This is a genomic window from Paraburkholderia sp. RL17-383-BIF-A (assembly GCF_046028015.1).
Classification (GTDB): domain Bacteria; phylum Pseudomonadota; class Gammaproteobacteria; order Burkholderiales; family Burkholderiaceae; genus Paraburkholderia.
Window position 1 is genome coordinate 16,889 of record NZ_JARESR010000039.1, and the last position, 18,811, is coordinate 35,699.

An 18,811-nucleotide genomic window follows, 5' to 3' on the forward strand; every position below is an offset into this window, starting at 1 on the left:
CAACGCCGGATTCTACAAGCGCTAATACGATTTGCGCGACTCTTTTATGTATAACAGCGAAGGTTTGTTGCGCGGCGCAGACTGCGCAACACATTTTGATGCTTGTTTTAGCGGGTAAACGTGCGTAGGCGGGCTCGGCAACACGAACACGTAACGTACGTTACAAGTCATTTCGATGCATGAATAACGGCACTTTCTGCATCGGAGAGTAGAAGGTGGATCGTCCGGTCATCGCAAAAAAGACGTCGCGGCTCGCACGCCATGCTCTTTCACGCGGCGGAAAAAACGCGCCCCCTGCAGCGAAAAACATTGCAGGGGGCGACCAATCTCGCCCTGCGACAGAAAATCGCGGGCCGGTTTCAGCGCACGGTTACTGCCGGCTGACGTGTTTCAGATCGTGTTCGCTTTCCTTCACGTGAGCCCAGTACTCGCTTTCGTCGCGCGCGAGGCCAAGCTCGCCATTGCGATAGGCCATTGCCAGCGCGAGGTTGGCTTCGGGTAACTCCGCATTGGCCGCGCGCGTGAGCCATTGCAGCGCCAACGCGTCGTCGTGCGGCAAGCTCGTGCCAAAGCGATACTCGTTGGCAAGCTGGAACTGCGCGAGCGGCAGGCCCGCTTGCGCCGCCTGTTCGAGCCAGCGAATCGCCAGGCTTGCGTCACGCACCATGCCGTAACCATTGCGATAAAGCGTTGCAAGATCGTAGGCCACCTGGGCGTCGCGCGAATCGTGCGATGCCGCCAGCGTCAGCCAATGGCGGCTTTCCACATAGTCCGGCGCGATGCCGGGCAGCCCGCGCAATAGCAAATGCCCGAGCGTCGCCTGTGCGCTCGGCGCGCCGTCGAGCGCAAGTTGCCGGTAAAGCTCGACGCCTTCGCGACGTTCGTCGAGCCGGGCGGAATTCACGAGCACGTCCGCGAGCGCTTCGCGCGCCGTCGCGTTGCCAAATGCCGAGGTCACGCGCAACTGCCACAGCGGCCAGGCCGCGTGCGTCGCCGTGCCCTGCATCTGCCAGTCGTCGATCTGCACGTTGGACACGCGCGTGGCGGCCACCGTGGCCACCGCGACGAACGTACCGGCTGTGATGGCGACGGCCGCCGCCAGCGCCAAAGAAAGCCTTGCGTTCATTGGTTGAGGTTCACGGTGTAGACCGCGAGTCCCTTGCCCGTGCCGTCGTCGGCCTGAATCTGGGCGACGTTGGCAATGCCGTTGGCCTGCGCGAGCGCCGCCAGGTTCGGCGCAGACAGGAAGGTCACCGGGCCGGCCGTTGCCACCTTCGTAAAGCGCCAGCTGCGATCGCTGCCGTTGCTCGCCGCCTTGATGGCCTGCACTTTCTTGATATAGGCGATCAGCACGTCGCGGCTCGCATCCGGCGACGCGTAAATCGTCTTGCTGCCGTCGAGCCCAGGGAAATTTCCGCCACCGCTCGCGCGATAGTTGTTGGTCGCGACGATGAACGACTGCGTGTCCGAGATCGCCGCGCCCTGATATTTCAGGTTGCGAATGCGGCTGCCGACAGCCTGCGTCACGTCGATTTCGTAGCTGAAATCCTTCGACGTGATCATGTCGAAGTTATAGCCGGGATACGTGCTGACGAGTGCCTGCGGCGCGGTGTTGGCCGGATCGATCTTGTTGAAGCGCTTCGCCGCGGTTTCGAGCCAGGCCTTCAGGTCGGCGCCCGTCACCTTCACCGCGTAGATGGTGTTCGGATACAGATAGAGGTCGGCGGCATTGTTGATCGCCACGTTGCCTTGCGCGACGTCGGTGAAATCGTTGCCGCCGCCGAAGCCGCTCTTGAACGGCGCGCTCACCGACAACACCGGAATGCCCGCATATTGCGGCAGATTCGCGTTGATGTAGTCCTGCGTGTAGGCCGCCTGCGCCTGGTTGACGATTTCGATAGCCGACACGTCGCCCACGTCGGCAAAGTACGTGGTCATGCGAAAGTCGGTCGTGCCGATCGGTGTTTTCACGTAGTTGATGGTCGCGGCGTGCTCGGCGGCGATCGCCTGCGAGACCGCCGGATCGACGGCGACGTAGCTTTTATCCGCGTTCTGGATCGAGCGGGCTTCCGCGGTGCTCGCGTTTCGGTCCACTGTCCACGTGCCGTTCGTGAAGTTCAGCGCGAGCTTGATCACGCCGAGATGTTTGCCCCAGAAATTCGCCATCACGGTCGGCACGCCGTTGACGGTGCCTTTCACCTTGTCCACACCCGGCAGATTGAATTGCGTGACCGTGCTGTTTTTATCGGGGAAAACCTGATGCGAATGGCCAATCAACATGGCGTCGATGCCAGGCACTTTGGACAGGTAGTAGCTGCCGTTTTCCATCGAAGGCGAATAAGTCGAGTTGTCGAGCCCGCCGTGCGACATCGCCACGATGATCTGCGCGCCCTTCGCCTTCATTTCCGGCACGTACTTCGACGCGCTTTCGACAAGACCTTGCGTGTAGACGTTGCCGTCGAGCCAGCGCTTGTCCCACGCCATGATAGCGGGCGGCGTGAAGCCGATCACGCCGATCTTCACCGGCGCGCTGACGGTCTTGCCGTCGGGCGTCGTGGCCGTGATCGTGCGCTCGAGAATCGTGTACGGCTTGAAGATCGGCTGCTGCGATTTCGCGCCGAGCACGTTGGAGAGCACCAGCGGAAAGTTCGGCCCCGCGCATGCCGGCTGCGCGGCGACCGGACTCATGTTCGGCACGTCGAACGCGCTGCCCGTCACTTGCGCGAGAAACGGCAGGCCGTAGTTGAATTCGTGATTGCCGATCGTGCCCGCGTCGTACTTCAGCAGGTTCATGACCTTGTAGACACCGAGCGTGGTCTTGCAATCGATCGGCGCGACTTGCGCCTGATAGTCGGCGAGCGCGGTGCCCTGGATCGTGTCGCCGTCGTCGAGCAACATGGTATTGGGAAATTCCTTGCGCGCCGCCGCGATCAGCGTCGCCGTACGCTCCAGACCGAGCGACTTGTCTTCCGCCAGCTTGTAGTAGTCGTAACTCAGCAGATTGGTATGGATGTCGGTGGTTTCCAGCAACGCAAGCGTCGCGGTCGTGCCGTTCGCCACTTGCGGCGCGGGCGTGTCGACACTGCTGCTGCACGCCGTGATACCCGCGGCGATTCCCATTGCGCCCAGCGCCCCCGAGGTTCCCCATGCGCCAAACGCGCCTCGCGCGCGCAGCCGCTTGCCTGCCATGAACGTCACTCGCATCCTTACCGCCCTCCGGTTTGTCGTCGTGTCATGCCGGCACATCTGGCCGGCTTTGCATTACAAACAATTACAGAGGCGCAAGCGTACGGTGGGTTTATGACACTGATTTGTAGGGCATTAGATAGGTTTGAGTAAACCGTATGCGCGGTTCGCGTGCCTATTGCGCGAGCCGCGGCAGGATGCCGGCTAGCTTGGTGAGCGCCGCGTCGATATGCTCGACCGCGATATTGCCGTAGCCGAAAATCAGACCGGGCCGCGCCTTCACACGCAAATAAAACGGTGCGAGTCCATACAATCCGATCGAGGCTTCACGCGCCGCGCCAACCACGGCCTCCTCCGTCAGCGGCGCTTTCAGGTGCGCCGCCATGTGGATGCCGGCCGTGGGCACGATCGGTTCGAACCAGGGCGCGAGGCCGCCGTGCAGATGATCGAGCAGCACCGCACGGCGCGCCGCATAGGTCTTGTGCATGCGCCGCAGGTGCTTGGCGAAATCGCCGTTGAGCAGGAAGGCCGCGAGCGCGGTTTGCGTGAGCGTGCAGCCGTGCCAGTCGGCGATCTGGCGCGCCTTGAGGAGCGGACTGTAGAGCGAGGCCGGCGGCACCACGTAACCGACCCGCAGCTCCGGAAAGATCGTCTTCGAAAACGTGCCCACGTAGGCCACGAGTCCGGCGCGATCGAGGCTTTTGAGCGGCTCCATCGGCCGGCCTTCGAAACGGTACTCGCAGTCGTAGTCGTCCTCGATGATCACCGCGCCGCGCTTCTGCGCCCATTCGAGCAACTCGACGCGGCGCTCGAGACTCATCGGCATGCCGAGCGGAAACTGGTGCGAAGGCGTCAGATAGACGAGCCGCGCCTTGTCCGGCAGCTTGCTCACGATCAGCCCTTGCGCATCCACCGGCACGGGCACCACACGCGCGCCGGTGGCCTTCAGGCAGGCATGGGCGGGCGAATAACCGGGGTCTTCGATAGCTGCGACGTCGCCGGCCCGCAAGGTGACGCGAGCCAGCAGATCGAGCGCGTGCTGCGCGCCTTGCGTCACGATCACGTCTTCCCAGTTGCTCGCCACGGCGCGGTTAAAGGCCAGATAGCGCGAGATCGCGAGACGCAACTCCTGCTCGCCGGCCGCGTCGCGATACGTGCCGGGGCCGCGCGCTTGCGCACGCAACGCACGATTCACGCAGCGGCGCCACACGTCGAAGGGGAACAGCGTCTTGTCGGTCGCGCCGCCCATGAAGTCCTGCGGCGACATTACCGAAGGACGCGGCAACGCGAGGCGCTCGGGCATCTCCTCCCACAGCGGCTGGGCGCGCGCGGCGGCCTTCGCCTTGGCCCGCTCGCGCGACACAGCCGCCGCGCGCGCATGCGAGGAGCGCTCCACCGGCAAACGCTCCAGGCCGTCGGCGACGAAGGTGCCCGAGCCGGCACGGGCGCTGAGATAACCCTCGGAAAGTAGCCGCTCGAATACGTCGAGCGTCGTCTTGCGCGACACCCCCAGTTGCGTGGCGAGTTCTCGCGTGGACGGCAGGCGCGTGCCGCCGGCAAGGCGCCCTTCTAGGATGCCGGCGCGCAACTGGCGATAGATCTGTCCAGACAGATCGTGATGCCCTTGGACCGCGATATGGATTTCCATCCGGGTGGCTACCTCAACTATCCGGAAGAGGGTTAAGTCGAAAGACCGATGTCGGTCCTAAGCTTACCCCCGTCGCCGGCATTTGAGCGGACATTGACGATCAGGAAGGCCTGATGCGGAAAGTGCCGGATTGAGTGCTGGACTCAATTCGGCACTCAAGGTGAAGGCGGCCTGCAAGCGGCGCATTCGCACCGCTGCCGATGGTGCAGCGGATTACTCCGCCACCACGCCGTTCAGTGCCGCGATTTGCCGCGCGCTCTCACGCGCTTCGTCGCTGCAGCGCTGATGTTCGCGCGACAGCTTGCGCATCAACGGCAACAGCAGAACCGCCACCAGCGCGCCCACCGCCGCGAGCCAGCCGAGGCCGGTGAACAGCTTGGTGTAGAGCGGCAGTGATTCGAGTGGATCCATGTCGCCGGCCGGCATCTGCGCGAAATTCGCCACCACGCTGCCCAGATATTGCGACACACCGGTCGCGACGAAGTAGGCGCCCATCATGAAGCCGCTCATGCGTGCCGGTACGTAACGCGCGATCATGGCGAGCCCGAGACCGCTCACCAGCAGTTCGCCGAGCGAATACAGCCCGTAGCCGCCCACCATGAACCACGACGACACGCGTCCGTTCACCGCGTAATTGCCACTCGCCGCATAGACGAAAAAGCCGGCCGCCACCACAGCGAAACCGAACGCGTACTTCACCGCCACAGGAACGTCCTTGCCGCTTTTCGCGAGCTTGGTGTAAAGCAGCGCAAGCACAGGGCTCAGCAACATGATCCAGATAGGATTGAGCGCCTGGAACTGCGCGGCGCTCCACGTGAACCACGTCTGGCCGAACAGAATGAAACGCGGATCGACGTTGCGCAGCGCGAAGAGCGTGAGCGAGGTCGACATCTGCACGTAGAACACGAAGAACAGGATCACCTGCGCGGTCAGAATCAGCGCGGCCACCAGACCCGAGCGCTCCGAGCGTTCGCACTTCATCAGCATGTAGCCGAAGATCGCCAGAATCGCGACGCCCGCCGTGTACACACAGGCCACCGCGATCGCCTTGTGCTGCAGCACGAACATGGTCGCCGCGCCGAGCGCGAGGCCGCCCAGCGCGACCGCGCCGACGCGCTTCCAGCGCACCGGTTCGGCATCCGGCGCGGAGCCAATATGCGCGAGCGTGCGGAACATGACGAAATAGTTCAGCACCGACAACAGCATCCCCGCACAGCAGACGGCGAACGCCGTGTGCCAGCCCCAATGGTCCTTGATCCACGGCGTGGCGAGCATCGACACGGTCGAGCCGATGTTGACCGCCATGTAATAGATCGTGAACGCACTGTCGATGCGCGCGTCGTCGCCTTCATAAATACGGCGCACGAGATTCGCGGCATTGGCCTTGAAGAGACCATTGCCCACCACGATCACGCCGAGCGACGCGTACATATAGGCAAGCTGGTCATTGGGCAGCGCCAGCATGAAATAGCCGACCGACAGCACGCCGGCGCCGAAGATCATCGTGCGGCGCGCGCCGAGAATCTTGTCGCCGATCCAGCCGCCGATCGAGGGCGACGCATACACCAGCGCCGTGAACGCGCCCCACGTGAGGGTGGCGTGGCTGTCGGTGAACTGCAGCTTGTCGATCATGAACAGGACCAGCAGCGCGGCCATGCCGTAGTAGCCGAAGCGCTCCCACATCTCGATCAGAAAGACCGTCGAAAACGAACGGGTCTGCGACACGCGCGCGCCCGGCGGATTGGATGAATTCATCGTGTACCTCTTGTTCAAACGGTTACGGCGTCGCGCGAACTGGCCGCGCGGCGCATGAGACGGAATCTGGAAAGACAGTCGGCGCAGCCTGTGCCGTTACGCACACGCGGACGCATGGGCCCTGGCGCGAACGCGCGCATTCGCGCGCCAATGCGCCAAACCAGCAGATAAACCAGGAAGGGTGGCGAAGGCCCGTCTCGCGATAGGCCCCGAAGCAAGTCCCGTTGGCGAGCGCCCTGCGCAACGCGTTGCCGGGGCACGCGAGGTCATATCGGGCTCGCGCTCCGGCATGCGGAGCGGGCTCAATGATAAAGCATCGCGGCGAATGGAAATTCTGAGGCCGGCCGATGGCGTCGGTGCCAGTCGGCGACGGGCGGCGAGCCCGCGGCGGGAAAGATCGGCAGTGATGGTCATATCCTTACGCCGGCGGGCGTTCGGTTGGAACGGGCCGGACAGTGCTCCGCCGCACAGGATCGCTGCGCGCGGAATGAGAAACAGCGGGGCTGATTCTGCAAATAGAAACATGCTGAGTCACTCAGGGATTTCACCGATCCCGCGTTGATGACATGGGTCGATTGCGCCTTGCGTCTTTGCCGCATCCGCACCCGCGGCCAAAAATAATCTGTAATGTCATGCCGTTAATCCTGCTGATACTCGAATTGCATAAACGCGCCGGCGAGCGTGCATACTCCAGGCATTACCGCCTTTGTTTGCTGTTTTCCGAAATAAACAGTCATTTTGGCGGGGTTTAGTTTCGATTCTGGCAACATAGAGTGTTATCTCAGATTGTGGTCGCTTGCTTCACCCGGCGTCGCCAAGGCCCGATGCCGCGCCCGGACCGCAATCAAACCATATTTACATATATCAAACAAATTTTGACGGGCTAATTTCCTCCTGCTATGGTCACGACAATTCAAAAGAGCAATCCGGCACTAGAAATCGGCAGCAAGATCCGCGCGCTGCGGCAACGGCTCAAGCGCACGCTGGATGACACGGCAACCGCGGCGGGCATTTCCAAGCCGTTTCTGTCGCAGGTGGAACGTGGCCTCGCGTCACCGTCCATCACGTCGTTGGCGGGGATCGCAAACGCACTCGGGGTCACAGTGCAGTATTTCGTCGACACACCCAGCGAAGAACGCTGCGTGAGCCGCGGCGATCAGTTGAGGTTTTTCGGTTTTGCGGACTCGGCCAATCTGTTTGCGCGGCTGACCAATGTGACGGGCGGCCGCCAGCTCGAGGCGATCCTGGTGAGAATGCCACCCGGGCAGAAGCGCTCCGAAGTCACCACGCATGCCGGAGAAGAGTTTATGTATGTGATCGACGGCGAAGTGTCGTTGACACTGGAAGGCAAGACGTTCGTGTTGCACGCGGGAGACAGCGCGCATTACGAATCGACGGTGCCGCACAGTTGGGTGAACACCGCGCGCATCGAGTCGGTGGTCGTCTGGGTGGGCACACCAAGACTGTTCTAAAGAGCAGGCACCTCATCCGGTCGGACCGGCCAGGGATTGCCTGCATTACGCAATGTAAGGAATCCTGCATGTCGCGCTATCAATACGAGCAACAAGGGCCGCCCTGGCCCGAGCAACGCAGCTAAACGGGCGCCCTGGCGCCAGCGCGTTTCTCTCCCGACCTTTCCTGCGATCTCAATCGATGAAAACCCCGTTCGTCTACGCGACGGCGCTGACCGCGCTCGTCCTCTCGTTTGCCCCATCCGCTTTTGCTGTCAACGTACCTGCCGGCGTCACGCTCGCCGCGAGCCAGGAAATCACCCGCCAGGTGCCGGCTGAAACCGAATCGCTCGACCCCGCGCATATCGAATCGTGGACCGGCAATACGATTGCGCTCGACCTGTTCGAAGGCCTGACGCGCATCGACGCAGCCGGCGCGGTGGTGCCGGGCGTCGCGCAATCGTGGACGCGCACCGGGCCGGACACGTGGGTGTTCAAGCTGCGCCACGATGCGCGCTGGAGCAACGGTCAGCCGGTCACGGCGGCGGACTTCATCTACGCATGGCAGCGCGTGCTCGATCCGAAAACCGGCTCGAAGTACACCGTGCTGGTCGAATTCGTGAAGAACGCCAAGGCGATTCTCGCCGGCAAGGCGCCGCTCACGAGCCTCGCCGCGCGCGCCGTCGATCCGTACACGCTCGAAGTCACCACCGAAGTTCCCGCCGCCTTCTTCCCGCAACTGGCCGCCATGCCGACCATGGCGCCGGTCAACCGTGATGTCGTGACGAAGTTCGGCGGCGACTGGACCCGGCCGGGCAACTTCGTCGGCAACGGACCTTATGCGCTGACCGACTGGCAGCCGAGCAACCGCCTGGTGGGGACGAAGAGCAAGACGTACTGGAACGCCAGCAAGGTCGTGATCACGAAAGTGACCTACCTGCCGATTGAAAACGACGAAACGGCCATGCGCATGTATCAGGCCGGTCAGTTCGACTATACGTATTCAGTCCCCTCGGGCATCTATGCGCAGGTGAGCAAGCAGTTCGGCTCCGAACTGAAAACCGGCCTGCAGATCGCCACTTATTACTACAGCCTGAACAACGACGACCCGCTGTTCAAGGACAAGCGCGTGCGCCAGGCCCTCTCGATGGTGCTCGATCGCGACCTGCTGACCCAGCGCCTCACCGCGGACGGCGAACTGCCCATGTACGGCCTGATTTCCAAGGGCACGCAAGGCGCGGCCGTTTTCAAGCCTGAGTGGTCCACCTGGCCGATGCCCAAGCGCGTGGACTATGCCCGCAATCTGCTGAAGCAGGCGGGCTATTCGGACGCCAAGCCGCTCACGTTCACGCTCACCTACAACACCAACGACCTGCACAAGAAAGTCGCACTGTTCGCGACTTCCGAATGGCGCACCAAGCTCGGCGTGAACGCCAAGCTCGAAAACGTCGAATACAAGGTGCTGCTCAAGCAGCGCCACGACGGCAAGGTGCAGGCCTCGCGCGACGGCTGGTTCGTCGACTACAACGACGCCATGTCGTATTTCGATCTGATCCGCTGCAACAGCGTGCAGAACGATCAGCGCTACTGCAACCCGCAAGTCGACAAACTGGTCGATCAGGCCAACCAGCAGCTCGACGACGCGAAGCGCACCGCTCTGCTCACGCAGGCGCACGATCTGGCGATGAACGACTATCCGCTGGTGCCGCTCTTCCAGTACTCGGCGGACCGGCTGGTGAAACCGTATGTGGGCGGCTATACGTCGACCAACTACGTCGACCAGCGCGCCACGCAAGACATGTATCTGATCAAGCACTAAGCGCGGGAGCACCGTCATGCTGGCCTATACGCTGCGCCGCACGCTCTGGGCGATCCCGACGATTCTCGCCGTGATCACCGCGTGCTATCTGCTGCTGCATCTCACCCCGGGCGGACCGTTCGACACCGAGAAGCAACTCTCGGCGGCCGTCCTCGCGAACCTCAACGCCAAGTACCACCTCGACGAACCGTTGTGGTTGCAGTACCTCCACTATCTCGGTTCGCTGCTGCACGGCGATCTCGGGCCGTCGTTCCGCTATGCCGACTGGACCGTCAACGATCTGGTGTGGAAGGCGTTGCCGGTGAGCCTCGGCGTGGGCGGCGTCTCGGTGCCGATCGCGCTCGTGATCGGCGTCGCGCTCGGCACGGTGGCCGCGGTGCGGCGCGACCGCTTTGTCGATCACCTCGTGATGGTGCTCGGCAATATCGGCAACGTGGTGCCGCCTTTCGTGCTCGGCCCGGTACTCGTGTGGATCTTCGCGATCCTGCTGAAGACCTCCGAAGGGCACGGCTGGCTGCCGGCCGGCGGCTGGGGCGAAGGCGAATGGCGCTATCGCGTGCTGCCGATCGTGCTGCTCACCATCATCAACGTCGCCGCGATTGCCCGCGTGATGCGCGGCAGCATGATCGAAGTGCTGTCGGGCAACTTCATCCGCACGGCGCGCGCCAAAGGTTTGCCGGGCCGCACGATCGTGTTGCGCCACGCGATGAAGCCGGCACTGATGCCGGTCGTCTCGCTGCTCGGTTCGATCTGCATCTCGTCGATCACCGCGGCCGTGGTCACCGAATCGGTGTTCGCGCTGCCGGGCCTCGGCCAGCTGGTCGTCAACGGTGCGATCAATCGCGACTACACCCTTGTGCTCGGCCTCGTCGTGCTGACGACCGCTATCGCCGTGCTGTTCAATCTGCTGGTCGACCTCGCCTATGCGTGGCTCGATCCGCGCATCCGGTACTGATCCATGCCCCGCTCTCTTCAATCGACTGCCGCGGCGCTCGATCCGCTCGCGGCCATAGCAAGGGCGCCGCGTTCGCGCGGCCCGCTCGCCACCGCCACGTGGCGCTTCGTGCGCAATCGCGCCGCCTTCGCCAGTTTCGTCCTGCTGATGCTGATCGTGATCGCCTGCGTGGCCGGTCCGTGGCTGTTGCCGAATAACCCGATCGATAGCGACTGGAGCGCGATCAGCCTCGCGCCCACGTTGCAGAACATGCACTGGTTCGGCACCGACGAACTCGGCCGCGATCTGCTCGCGCGCACGCTGCAAGGCGGGCGCGTGTCGCTCGAAGTCGGCCTGCTCGGCACGCTGGTGTCCGGGCTGATCGGCGTCGCGTACGGCGCGACCGCGGGTTATCTGGGCGGACGCGTCGACGCGGTGATGATGCGGATCGTCGACATGATGTACGCGATCCCCTACATGCTGATCGCGATTCTGATGATGACCATGTTCGGCCGCGCGTTCTATCTGGTCGTGCTCACCATCAGCGCGTTTTCGTGGCTCGACATGGCTCGCGTGGTGCGCGGCCAGACGCTGTCGCTGCGCTCGCGCGAATTCATCGACGCCGCGAAGGCGATCGGCGTGAGTTCGCGTTCGATCATCGCGCGCCATATCGTGCCGAATCTGTTCGGCGTGGTCGTGGTGTATGCGAGCGTGACGGTGCCGAACATCGTGCTGACGGAATCGGTGCTGTCGTTTCTCGGCCTCGGCGTGCAGGAGCCGATGACGAGTTGGGGCGTGCTGATTCAGGACGGCGCGCAGAAGCTCGAATCGATGCCCTGGCTGCTGCTGTGCCCCGCCGTGATGCTGTGCGTGACGCTGTATTGCGTGAATTTCGTCGGCGATGGCTTGCGCGACGCATTCGATCCGAAGGACCGTTGACATGCCGCTACTCGAAGTCAAAGACCTCAGCGTGCGCTTTACGCGCCGCGAAGGCGCACCCGTCGACGCGGTGCAAGGCGTGTCGTTTTCGCTGGAGGCGGGCCGCACGCTCGGTATCGTCGGCGAATCCGGCTCCGGCAAGAGCCAGACCGTGATGGCGCTGCTGGGCCTCCTGGCCGGCAACGGTAAGGTGTCGGGCGCCGCGACCTATCGCGGCGAAAACCTGCTGACCATGAACGAAGCGGCCTTGAACCGGATTCGCGGCGACCGCATCGGCATGATCTTTCAGGATCCGATGACCTCGCTCAATCCGTTCCTGACGATCGAACGGCAAATGACCGAGACGTTGCAACTGCACCGCAAGATGTCGCGCCGCGAAGCGCGCCGCCGCGCGATTGAAACGCTGGAATCGGTGCGCATTCCCGATGCCGCGCGGCGCATCAACATGTATCCGCACGAGTTTTCCGGCGGCATGCGCCAGCGCGTGATGATCGCGATGGCGCTGCTCTCCGAGCCCGAAATCCTGATCGCCGACGAGCCGACCACCGCGCTCGACGTGACCGTGCAGGCGCAGATCATCGAACTGTTGCGCGAACTGAATCAGGAACGCGGCACGGCTATCATTCTGATCACGCACGACATGGGCGTGGTGGCCGGTTTGTGCGACGACGTGATGGTGATGTACGCCGGCCAGACCGTCGAGCAGGCGAGCGCCGCCGCGCTGTTCGCCGCGCCGACGCATCCGTACACGCTCGGGCTGCTGAACGCGCTGCCGCGCCTGACCGACGATGATGACGAGCGCCCCCTGCAAACCATCCCCGGCAATCCGCCGCTGCCCGGCGAAGTCGGCGCGGGCTGCGCATTCGCGCCGCGCTGCGGATATTGCACCGATCGCTGCCGTGAGTCGCGCCCGCGTCTCACTTCCGCGGAAGGTCACGCCGACGCCCTGCGCGCGTGCCATCGGCCGGTAGCGGAAATTCTCGAGGCCCAACACGTATGAACACCACTCCTCCTGCAAACCAGGACGCGGCAACGCTCTTGCGCGTCGACAATCTCAAGGTGCAATTCGGCGTGCCGCGCGGCGGCTTTCCGTGGTCCGGCAAAGCGACGCTGCGCGCGGTGGACGGCGTGTCATTTACCGTGCGGCGCGGCGAAACCGTGGGGCTCGTCGGCGAATCGGGTTGCGGCAAATCCACGCTTGCGCGCGCGATCATCGGGCTCGCTCCCGTGGCGAGCGGCAGCGTGCGCTGGCTCGGCGACGAAACCGTGGTGCCCGGCGCGCAACGCGATACGTCGCGTTTGCGCCGCGACGTGCAGATGATTTTCCAGGACCCGCTCGCTTCGCTCGATCCGCGCATGACGATCGAACAGATCGTCGCCGAACCATTGACGACGCACGGCCAGGACATTGCGCGCGCCGACGTGCAACGCCGCGTGCTGACCATGCTCGAACGCGTCGGCCTCAACGCCCAGCATCTGCGCCGTTATCCGCACGAGTTCTCCGGCGGCCAGTGCCAGCGCGTAGGCATTGCGCGCGCGCTGATCGGCGAGCCGCAACTGGTGATCTGCGACGAGCCCGTATCCGCACTCGACGTGTCGATCCAGGCGCAGATCGTCAATCTGCTGCGTGATCTGCAACGCGAACTGTCGCTCTCCCTGCTGTTCGTCGCGCACGATCTGGCCGTCGTCAAAGCGATCAGCCACCGCGTGCTGGTGATGTATCTGGGACGAGTGATGGAGTTTGGCGACAAGCGCGAGGTGTACGGCACGCCACGTCATCCGTACACGCGGGCATTGCTCTCTGCCGTGCCGGTCCCCGATCCAGTGGTGGAGCGCGCGCGCCGTCATCTGCTGTTACGCGGCGAGATTGCCTCGCCGCTCAGTCCGCCGTCCGGTTGCGCGTTTCGCACGCGCTGCCCGGATGCGATCGAAGCCTGCGCGCGGGAGATTCCGCAGCCTGTCACGCACGGCGCCAAAGCGACACGCGTCGCATGCATTCGCGTGGGGGACGTCCCGAAGGAAGCGCCGCTGGAACACCGCTAGAGCAGCAAACCCAAGAAGTTAAAACCGTATTCTCCGGCGCGGCGGGCCGTCGCGCCGTTGGATTCGCTCGTCCTGTCATCAGCAGGACTGAGCGATTCGCTTGGACTGGCTACGCGCCGGCCAAAGGTTCACCACAATAATCAGAGACGTATTCCATGAAAGATACCCGATCAAAAAACCGGTCAAAAAAAACCGGAGCTGCAACTTTCTTCTACTGCGCATTCACGCTTCCCGCGTTGACCCTCGCCGCGAACGCGTATGCCGACGACGGTGTTTCGGAGCCCACCTCCGAAACGTCTAAAGCTCAAGCGCTAGCGCAAACGTTGTCGTCCCCTACGCAACATGCACCGGAACCTTCGGTCGCGCAAAGCAGTCCATCCGGCAAGCGCCGCGCGGACCAGGGCGGCCAGGTGCGTAACGACCAGCCGGACACCACCAACGCCATCGTCAACGCCGAAGCCAATCAGTCGGTCACGCCGCCCGCACCGCTGTCGAGCCAGGCGGCGAGCAAAGGGTTTATCGCCGACAGCCATCTGAATCTGCTGTTTCGCAACTACTCCGATTACTTCCAGGCGCCTGACACCCTCTACCGTCACGCGTGGGTTCAGGGCGTGCAGGCCAATTATGAATCCGGCTACACGCAAGGAATGGTCGGCTTCGGTGTGGATGCCTCGCTGTTCGGCGCGCTCAAGCTCGACGGCGGCAACGGCGCGGGCAACATGGTGCACGTGGGAAAGGACGGTGGCGGTTCGGAACAACTCGCGTGGGCCTACCCCGGCATGTACGACATCAAGGGGCGCATTTCGGAAACGGTCGTGAAGTATGGTCTGCAGATCGTCACCAACCCGTTCCTCGAACCACACGACAATCGCGCGCTGCCGCCGACGTTCCTCGGCGTTTCCATGGTCAGCAACGATCTCGTGCACACCACGCTCGAGGCCGGCAGCTTCACGAAGGTCGACGCGCGCGGCCACACGAACCTGACCAATCTCACCACCTCGTACGGCGGCACGCGGATCGATCGGCTCACGTATGTGGGCGGCACCTGGCACTACGCGAAGAACGGCGAAATGGCCCTGTATGTCGATCAGGCCGACGACGTCTGGCGTCAGTACTACGGCTCGGTCGCGCAGTCGTTCGGCGATCCGACCACCATCAAGTGGAGCGGGCTCGCGAACATCTACTCGACGCACGACACCGGCGCGTCACGTCAGGGGCACATCAACAGCAACGCCTACAGCGTGTCGGTTTCCGCGCAGCACGGCCCGCATGCGTTGCTGCTCGGTTACCAGCAGGTGCTCGGCGACCAGTTCTTCGACTACGTCAACGAGACCAACGGCATTTACCTGACCAACTCGATGGACGTGGACTACAACGCGCCGCACGAGCAGTCGCTGCAATTGCGCTATACGTTCGACGGCAAGTACGCCGGTGTGCCGGGACTCAAGGCGATGTTCTGGGGGCAATACGGATGGGGCGCGGACGCATCCGCGGGTGCGGCGGAGAATGCTTCGCCGTCGGCGCCGCTGCATGATCTCTACTGGAAGAACGGCGAGCCGGTGCACGGCCACCATCACGAGTTCGGTTTCATTCCAAGCTATACGCTGCAAAGCGGGCGCTTCAAGGATACGAAGGTCACGTTCATCGCGATGTGGCACAACAGTCAGTACCACTACTCGGATGGCAACAACATGGAATACCGGCTGGTCGTGAATGTGCCGGTGAAGGTGTTCTAAGCGGTTTTCAGCGGCATCTGGCGCGCGGGTTTTCGCGCTGCCGCACAGGGGCGTCACGCTCGTGGCTCGAGCGTGACGCCTGCTGCTTCGCCTGCGCTTATCCCGTGATCCGTTCGGTGGTCATGGCGCGCGACAAGCCATGCATCGGCCTGCGCAACGCGACATCGAACGGATTGGTTTGCGGGCCAATCGCATCGGCCTGCCGCCGCAGCAGTTCGACCACCATCGGTAAGCGGTCGTCGCCCAGGCGCGCGGCCAGCGTGCCGACGCTCAACGCCGCCACCGCTACGCCGGTGCGATCCAGAATCGGCACCGCCACGCCCGCCATGCCGTCGAGCACGCCGCTATTGCGCCCCGCGTAGCCCAACTGACGCACGCGTTCGATCTCGGTGCGCAAATAGACTTCGTCGAGCACGCCGTAGCCACGAATTCGCGGCACGTTGAAGCGGATGATCTCCTCACGCTCCGCCTCCGGCAAAAACGCGAGAATCGCCAGACTGCCCTGCCCGACACCTAGCGCCACACGCCCGCCAATATCGCCGGTGAACGAACGGATCGGAAACGGCCCTTCGCAGATGTCGAGGCACACCGCGTCGAAGCTGCTCTTGACGAGCAGAAAGATCGTGTCGCCGAGACTGGCGCACAACCGCAACAACGCGGGACGGCACAGCGTGCGCATGCCGCTCGGATTGCCGGCCTGCGCCGCGAGCGCGAAAAAATCCACGCTCAGCCGGTACAGCTTGGAGCTTTCGTCCTGTTCAACGATGCCCTCCGCGATCAACGCATGCAGGATGCGGTGCACGGTGCCCTGCGTCAGACCGACCGCTTTCGCCAGTCGCGTGACGCGACCGCCATCGGGCTGAGCTTCGGACAAGGCGCGGATCACCGCGAACGCGCGTTCCAGCATGCCGGGGCCGGGCGCTGCGCCCGCCTCTGCTGCAGTATCGGTATCCCGTTTGGCGGCAGCATTCATCTTCATGGCTCTCGATTATTTCATTGACCGGAACACTATAAAGCGTTTTATCCTCATATGGAATCCCGGACGCTTTCCCGCCATGCGCCAATCTTGTCATGATTCATAGGGATTTTCCGGACGCCATGGAGCGGAACAGTTCCACGATGTTCCCACAAATACATTCCGTTTGATGGAATTTTTGTGAATTTTATATCGCCAAACGGAATTTGAAATTGACTGACCGTAATTTGGCTGGCTAGAGTCGGCGTCATCGAGGCAGTAGTCGATTGAACCGGTGTCGAACCATCCAAAGGTCAGATCATGTCGTTCCTCACACTTACCGACGTCACGAAATCGTTCGGCGATCTGCACGCCGTCGCGGACGTGAACCTGTCGGTGGAAAAAGGCGAGTTTGTTTCGCTGCTCGGGCCGTCCGGCTGCGGCAAGACCACCACGTTGCAGATGATCGCGGGCTTCGTCGAAACGACGCGCGGCCGCATCACGCTCGACGGCCGCGACATCACGCACATGAAACCGAACAAGCGCGGCCTCGGCATCGTGTTCCAGAGCTATGCGCTGTTTCCGCACATGAGCGTCGCCGAGAACGTCGGCTTTGGGCTGGAAATGCGCAACATCGACAAGGCCGAGCGCAAGGAGCGCATCCGTGAAGCGCTGGCGCTGGTGCGCCTCGACGCGCTCGCGCATCGCTTTCCGCGCGAACTCTCCGGCGGTCAACGGCAGCGTGTGGCGATTGCGCGTGCCATCGTAATCGCGCCGCCCGTGCTGCTGCTCGACGAACCGATGTCGAATCTCGACGCCAAGTTGCGCGAAGACATGCAGTTCGAATTGCGCGGCATTCAACGCAAGATCGGCACGACCACCATCATGGTGACGCACGACCAATCCGAGGCGTTGTCGATCAGCGATCGCGTCGTGGTGATGGAAGCCGGCCGCATCACGCAGATCGACACGCCGTACGAAGCGTACGAGCGCCCCGAGAATCGCTTTGTCTCGCAGTTCATCGGCAAGGCCAACATGCTGCCGGGCACGGTCGTGGCGCGCGAGGGCGACGCGATCCGCATCGACCTCGGCCACGACCTGGCGGAAACGGGGCACATGGCGCAGTTGCCGGCGCGCGAGCGCGTGGTGGGTGTCGGCGACGCGGTGACCTTGTGCATCCGTCCGGAAAAACTGCGGCTGTGCGCGCCGGACGCGGGACGCGTGCCGGCAACCGTGACGAGTCGCTTCTTCCTCGGCAGCCAGTGGTTGTACCGGCTGGACAGCCGGCTCGGCGAAGTGCTGGTGTGCTGCCAGAACGAAGGCACGGAGCCGCTGGCGGAAGGCGCGGCGGTCGGCGTGGATTGGAACAGCGACGCGATTCGCTTCGTTCAACGGGACGCGCATCATGGCTAGTACGCTGCCCGCAACCGACGACCGCGACGTGAAATCCGCTAAACCGCGCCGTGTGTCATGGCATGCTTTTTTGCCATTGTGGCTGATGTGCGCGCCGGCATTTCTGCTGTTCGTGGCGCTCGTGCTGGTGCCGCTGCTGATGACGCTGGTGCTGACCTTCTATCGCTTCGATCCGGCCAGCGGGCCCATAGCCGCATTTCAGTTCGGCAATTACGCGGAAGTACTGAGCTCGTTGTATTACCACACCATCTTTCTGCGCACGTTCGGCATTGCGTTTCTGGTCACGCTGCTGTGCGTCGTGATCGGCACGCCTGAGGCCTACGTTCTGTCGCGCATGCGCGATCCTTATCGCTCGATGTTCCTGCTGGTGATTCTTGCGCCGCTGCTGGTATCGGTGGTGGTGCGGGCCTTCGGCTGGAGCATGCTGCTCAACACCAACGGACTCGTGAATCAGGCGTTCGGCCTCATCGGACTCGGGCCCTACAAGCTCGAATACACCACCTTCGCGATTGTCATTGCACTCGTGCACGTCATGCTGCCTTTCATGGTGATTCCGGTATGGACAGCGTTGCAGAAGCTCGATCCGCAAACGGAAAACGCCGCGCTTTCGCTGATGGCGTCGCCCGCCACCACGTTGCGCCGTATCGTGCTGCCGCAACTCACGCCGGGCATTCTGTCGGGCAGCCTGATGGTGTTCGGTTTGTCGGCGAGCGCCTTCGCGATTCCCGGCCTGCTCGGCGGACGGCGCCTGAAAGTTGCCGCCACCGCCGTCTACGACGAATTCCTCGGCTCGCTGAACTGGCCGCTCGGCGCGACCATCGCGCTGCTCCTGCTGGTCGCGAATCTGATCGTGATTCTCACGTACTACCGCGTTCTCGAACGTAAGTACACCAGAAGCCTCGGCTAATTCATCAGCGCACCTATCAGCTCAC

14 protein-coding genes are annotated in these 18,811 nt (G+C 63.1%); 9 read left to right on the forward strand and 5 right to left on the reverse strand.

The features are described 5' to 3' along the window. Positions 1 to 370: 370 nt before the first annotated feature. The 4 genes from P0D71_RS31100 to P0D71_RS31115 all read right to left on the reverse strand — a co-directional run bounded on the left by P0D71_RS31100 (position 371) and on the right by P0D71_RS31115 (position 6,589). On the reverse strand, positions 371 to 1,126 hold the full coding sequence (locus P0D71_RS31100) for a tetratricopeptide repeat protein (protein WP_408483420.1): 756 nt from the start codon (positions 1,124 to 1,126) through the stop codon (positions 371 to 373). After that, positions 1,123 to 3,120 (reverse strand): bifunctional 2',3'-cyclic-nucleotide 2'-phosphodiesterase/3'-nucleotidase, encoded by a 1,998-nt coding sequence (locus P0D71_RS31105; protein ID WP_408483442.1) that lies wholly within the window; start codon positions 3,118 to 3,120, stop codon positions 1,123 to 1,125. The genes P0D71_RS31100 and P0D71_RS31105 overlap by 4 nt, the downstream gene beginning before the upstream one ends. 241 nt (positions 3,121 to 3,361) lie before the next feature. Further along, entirely contained in the window at positions 3,362 to 4,834 is a 1,473-nt protein-coding gene (gene pdxR / locus P0D71_RS31110; RefSeq protein ID WP_408483421.1) for a MocR-like pyridoxine biosynthesis transcription factor PdxR, read from the reverse strand. 213 nt (positions 4,835 to 5,047) lie between these two features. Then, a complete protein-coding gene (locus tag P0D71_RS31115) occupies positions 5,048 to 6,589 on the reverse strand; it encodes a peptide MFS transporter (RefSeq protein WP_408483422.1) in 1,542 nt (513 codons plus the stop codon). Positions 6,590 to 7,488: 899 nt separating this feature from the next. On the opposite strand from P0D71_RS31115, the gene P0D71_RS31120 reads away from it, so the two are divergent. From P0D71_RS31120 to P0D71_RS31150, 7 genes are all read left to right on the forward strand, one after another. Beyond that, positions 7,489 to 8,061, forward strand: a complete 573-nt coding sequence (locus P0D71_RS31120) for a cupin domain-containing protein (protein WP_007177972.1) — start codon at positions 7,489 to 7,491, stop codon at positions 8,059 to 8,061. A gap of 181 nt (positions 8,062 to 8,242) precedes the next feature. Next, positions 8,243 to 9,859 (forward strand): peptide ABC transporter substrate-binding protein, encoded by a 1,617-nt coding sequence (locus P0D71_RS31125; RefSeq protein WP_091807072.1) that lies wholly within the window; start codon positions 8,243 to 8,245, stop codon positions 9,857 to 9,859. A 16-nt stretch (positions 9,860 to 9,875) separates the two neighbouring features. Next, the gene (locus P0D71_RS31130) at positions 9,876 to 10,814 is read left to right on the forward strand and encodes an ABC transporter permease subunit (protein ID WP_408483423.1); all 939 of its coding nucleotides are present in this window, start codon (positions 9,876 to 9,878) and stop codon (positions 10,812 to 10,814) included. Between the two features lie 3 nt (positions 10,815 to 10,817). Next, a complete protein-coding gene (locus P0D71_RS31135; protein ID WP_408185123.1) occupies positions 10,818 to 11,732 on the forward strand; it encodes an ABC transporter permease in 915 nt (304 codons plus the stop codon). A 1-nt stretch (position 11,733) separates the two neighbouring features. After that, positions 11,734 to 12,732, forward strand: coding sequence for an ABC transporter ATP-binding protein (locus P0D71_RS31140; protein WP_091807068.1), 999 nt, complete (start codon positions 11,734 to 11,736; stop codon positions 12,730 to 12,732). Further along, positions 12,729 to 13,775, forward strand: a complete 1,047-nt coding sequence (locus P0D71_RS31145) for an ABC transporter ATP-binding protein (protein WP_408483424.1) — start codon at positions 12,729 to 12,731, stop codon at positions 13,773 to 13,775. Before P0D71_RS31140 ends, P0D71_RS31145 begins: the two co-directional genes overlap by 4 nt. Before the next feature lie 155 nt (positions 13,776 to 13,930). Then, positions 13,931 to 15,511, forward strand: coding sequence for an OprD family outer membrane porin (locus tag P0D71_RS31150; RefSeq protein WP_408483425.1), 1,581 nt, complete (start codon positions 13,931 to 13,933; stop codon positions 15,509 to 15,511). A gap of 97 nt (positions 15,512 to 15,608) precedes the next feature. Here the strand turns inward: P0D71_RS31150 and P0D71_RS31155 are convergent, their stop codons facing one another. After that, positions 15,609 to 16,484 (reverse strand): IclR family transcriptional regulator, encoded by an 876-nt coding sequence (locus tag P0D71_RS31155; protein ID WP_091809165.1) that lies wholly within the window; start codon positions 16,482 to 16,484, stop codon positions 15,609 to 15,611. 303 nt (positions 16,485 to 16,787) lie between these two features. Between P0D71_RS31155 and P0D71_RS31160 the strand changes: the two genes are divergently transcribed. Then, on the forward strand, positions 16,788 to 17,879 hold the full coding sequence (locus P0D71_RS31160) for an ABC transporter ATP-binding protein (RefSeq protein ID WP_408185119.1): 1,092 nt from the start codon (positions 16,788 to 16,790) through the stop codon (positions 17,877 to 17,879). Further along, a complete protein-coding gene (locus tag P0D71_RS31165) occupies positions 17,872 to 18,786 on the forward strand; it encodes an ABC transporter permease (protein ID WP_408483426.1) in 915 nt (304 codons plus the stop codon). The genes P0D71_RS31160 and P0D71_RS31165 overlap by 8 nt, the downstream gene beginning before the upstream one ends. Positions 18,787 to 18,811 lie beyond the last annotated feature (25 nt).

Bases quoted from the DNA above. Each gene is read 5' to 3' on its own strand.
- P0D71_RS31100 (WP_408483420.1), bottom strand. From the start codon at position 1,126: ATGAACGCAAGGCTTTCTTTGGCGCTGGCGGCGGCCGTCGCCATCACA.
- P0D71_RS31105 (WP_408483442.1), bottom strand. From the start codon at position 3,120: ATGGGAATCGCCGCGGGTATCACGGCGTGCAGCAGCAGTGTCGACACG.
- pdxR (WP_408483421.1), bottom strand. From the start codon at position 4,834: ATGGAAATCCATATCGCGGTCCAAGGGCATCACGATCTGTCTGGACAG.
- P0D71_RS31115 (WP_408483422.1), bottom strand. From the start codon at position 6,589: ATGAATTCATCCAATCCGCCGGGCGCGCGCGTGTCGCAGACCCGTTCG.
- P0D71_RS31120 (WP_007177972.1), top strand. From the start codon at position 7,489: ATGGTCACGACAATTCAAAAGAGCAATCCGGCACTAGAAATCGGCAGC.
- P0D71_RS31125 (WP_091807072.1), top strand. From the start codon at position 8,243: ATGAAAACCCCGTTCGTCTACGCGACGGCGCTGACCGCGCTCGTCCTC.
- P0D71_RS31130 (WP_408483423.1), top strand. From the start codon at position 9,876: ATGCTGGCCTATACGCTGCGCCGCACGCTCTGGGCGATCCCGACGATT.
- P0D71_RS31135 (WP_408185123.1), top strand. From the start codon at position 10,818: ATGCCCCGCTCTCTTCAATCGACTGCCGCGGCGCTCGATCCGCTCGCG.
- P0D71_RS31140 (WP_091807068.1), top strand. From the start codon at position 11,734: ATGCCGCTACTCGAAGTCAAAGACCTCAGCGTGCGCTTTACGCGCCGC.
- P0D71_RS31145 (WP_408483424.1), top strand. From the start codon at position 12,729: ATGAACACCACTCCTCCTGCAAACCAGGACGCGGCAACGCTCTTGCGC.
- P0D71_RS31150 (WP_408483425.1), top strand. From the start codon at position 13,931: ATGAAAGATACCCGATCAAAAAACCGGTCAAAAAAAACCGGAGCTGCA.
- P0D71_RS31155 (WP_091809165.1), bottom strand. From the start codon at position 16,484: ATGAATGCTGCCGCCAAACGGGATACCGATACTGCAGCAGAGGCGGGC.
- P0D71_RS31160 (WP_408185119.1), top strand. From the start codon at position 16,788: ATGTCGTTCCTCACACTTACCGACGTCACGAAATCGTTCGGCGATCTG.
- P0D71_RS31165 (WP_408483426.1), top strand. From the start codon at position 17,872: ATGGCTAGTACGCTGCCCGCAACCGACGACCGCGACGTGAAATCCGCT.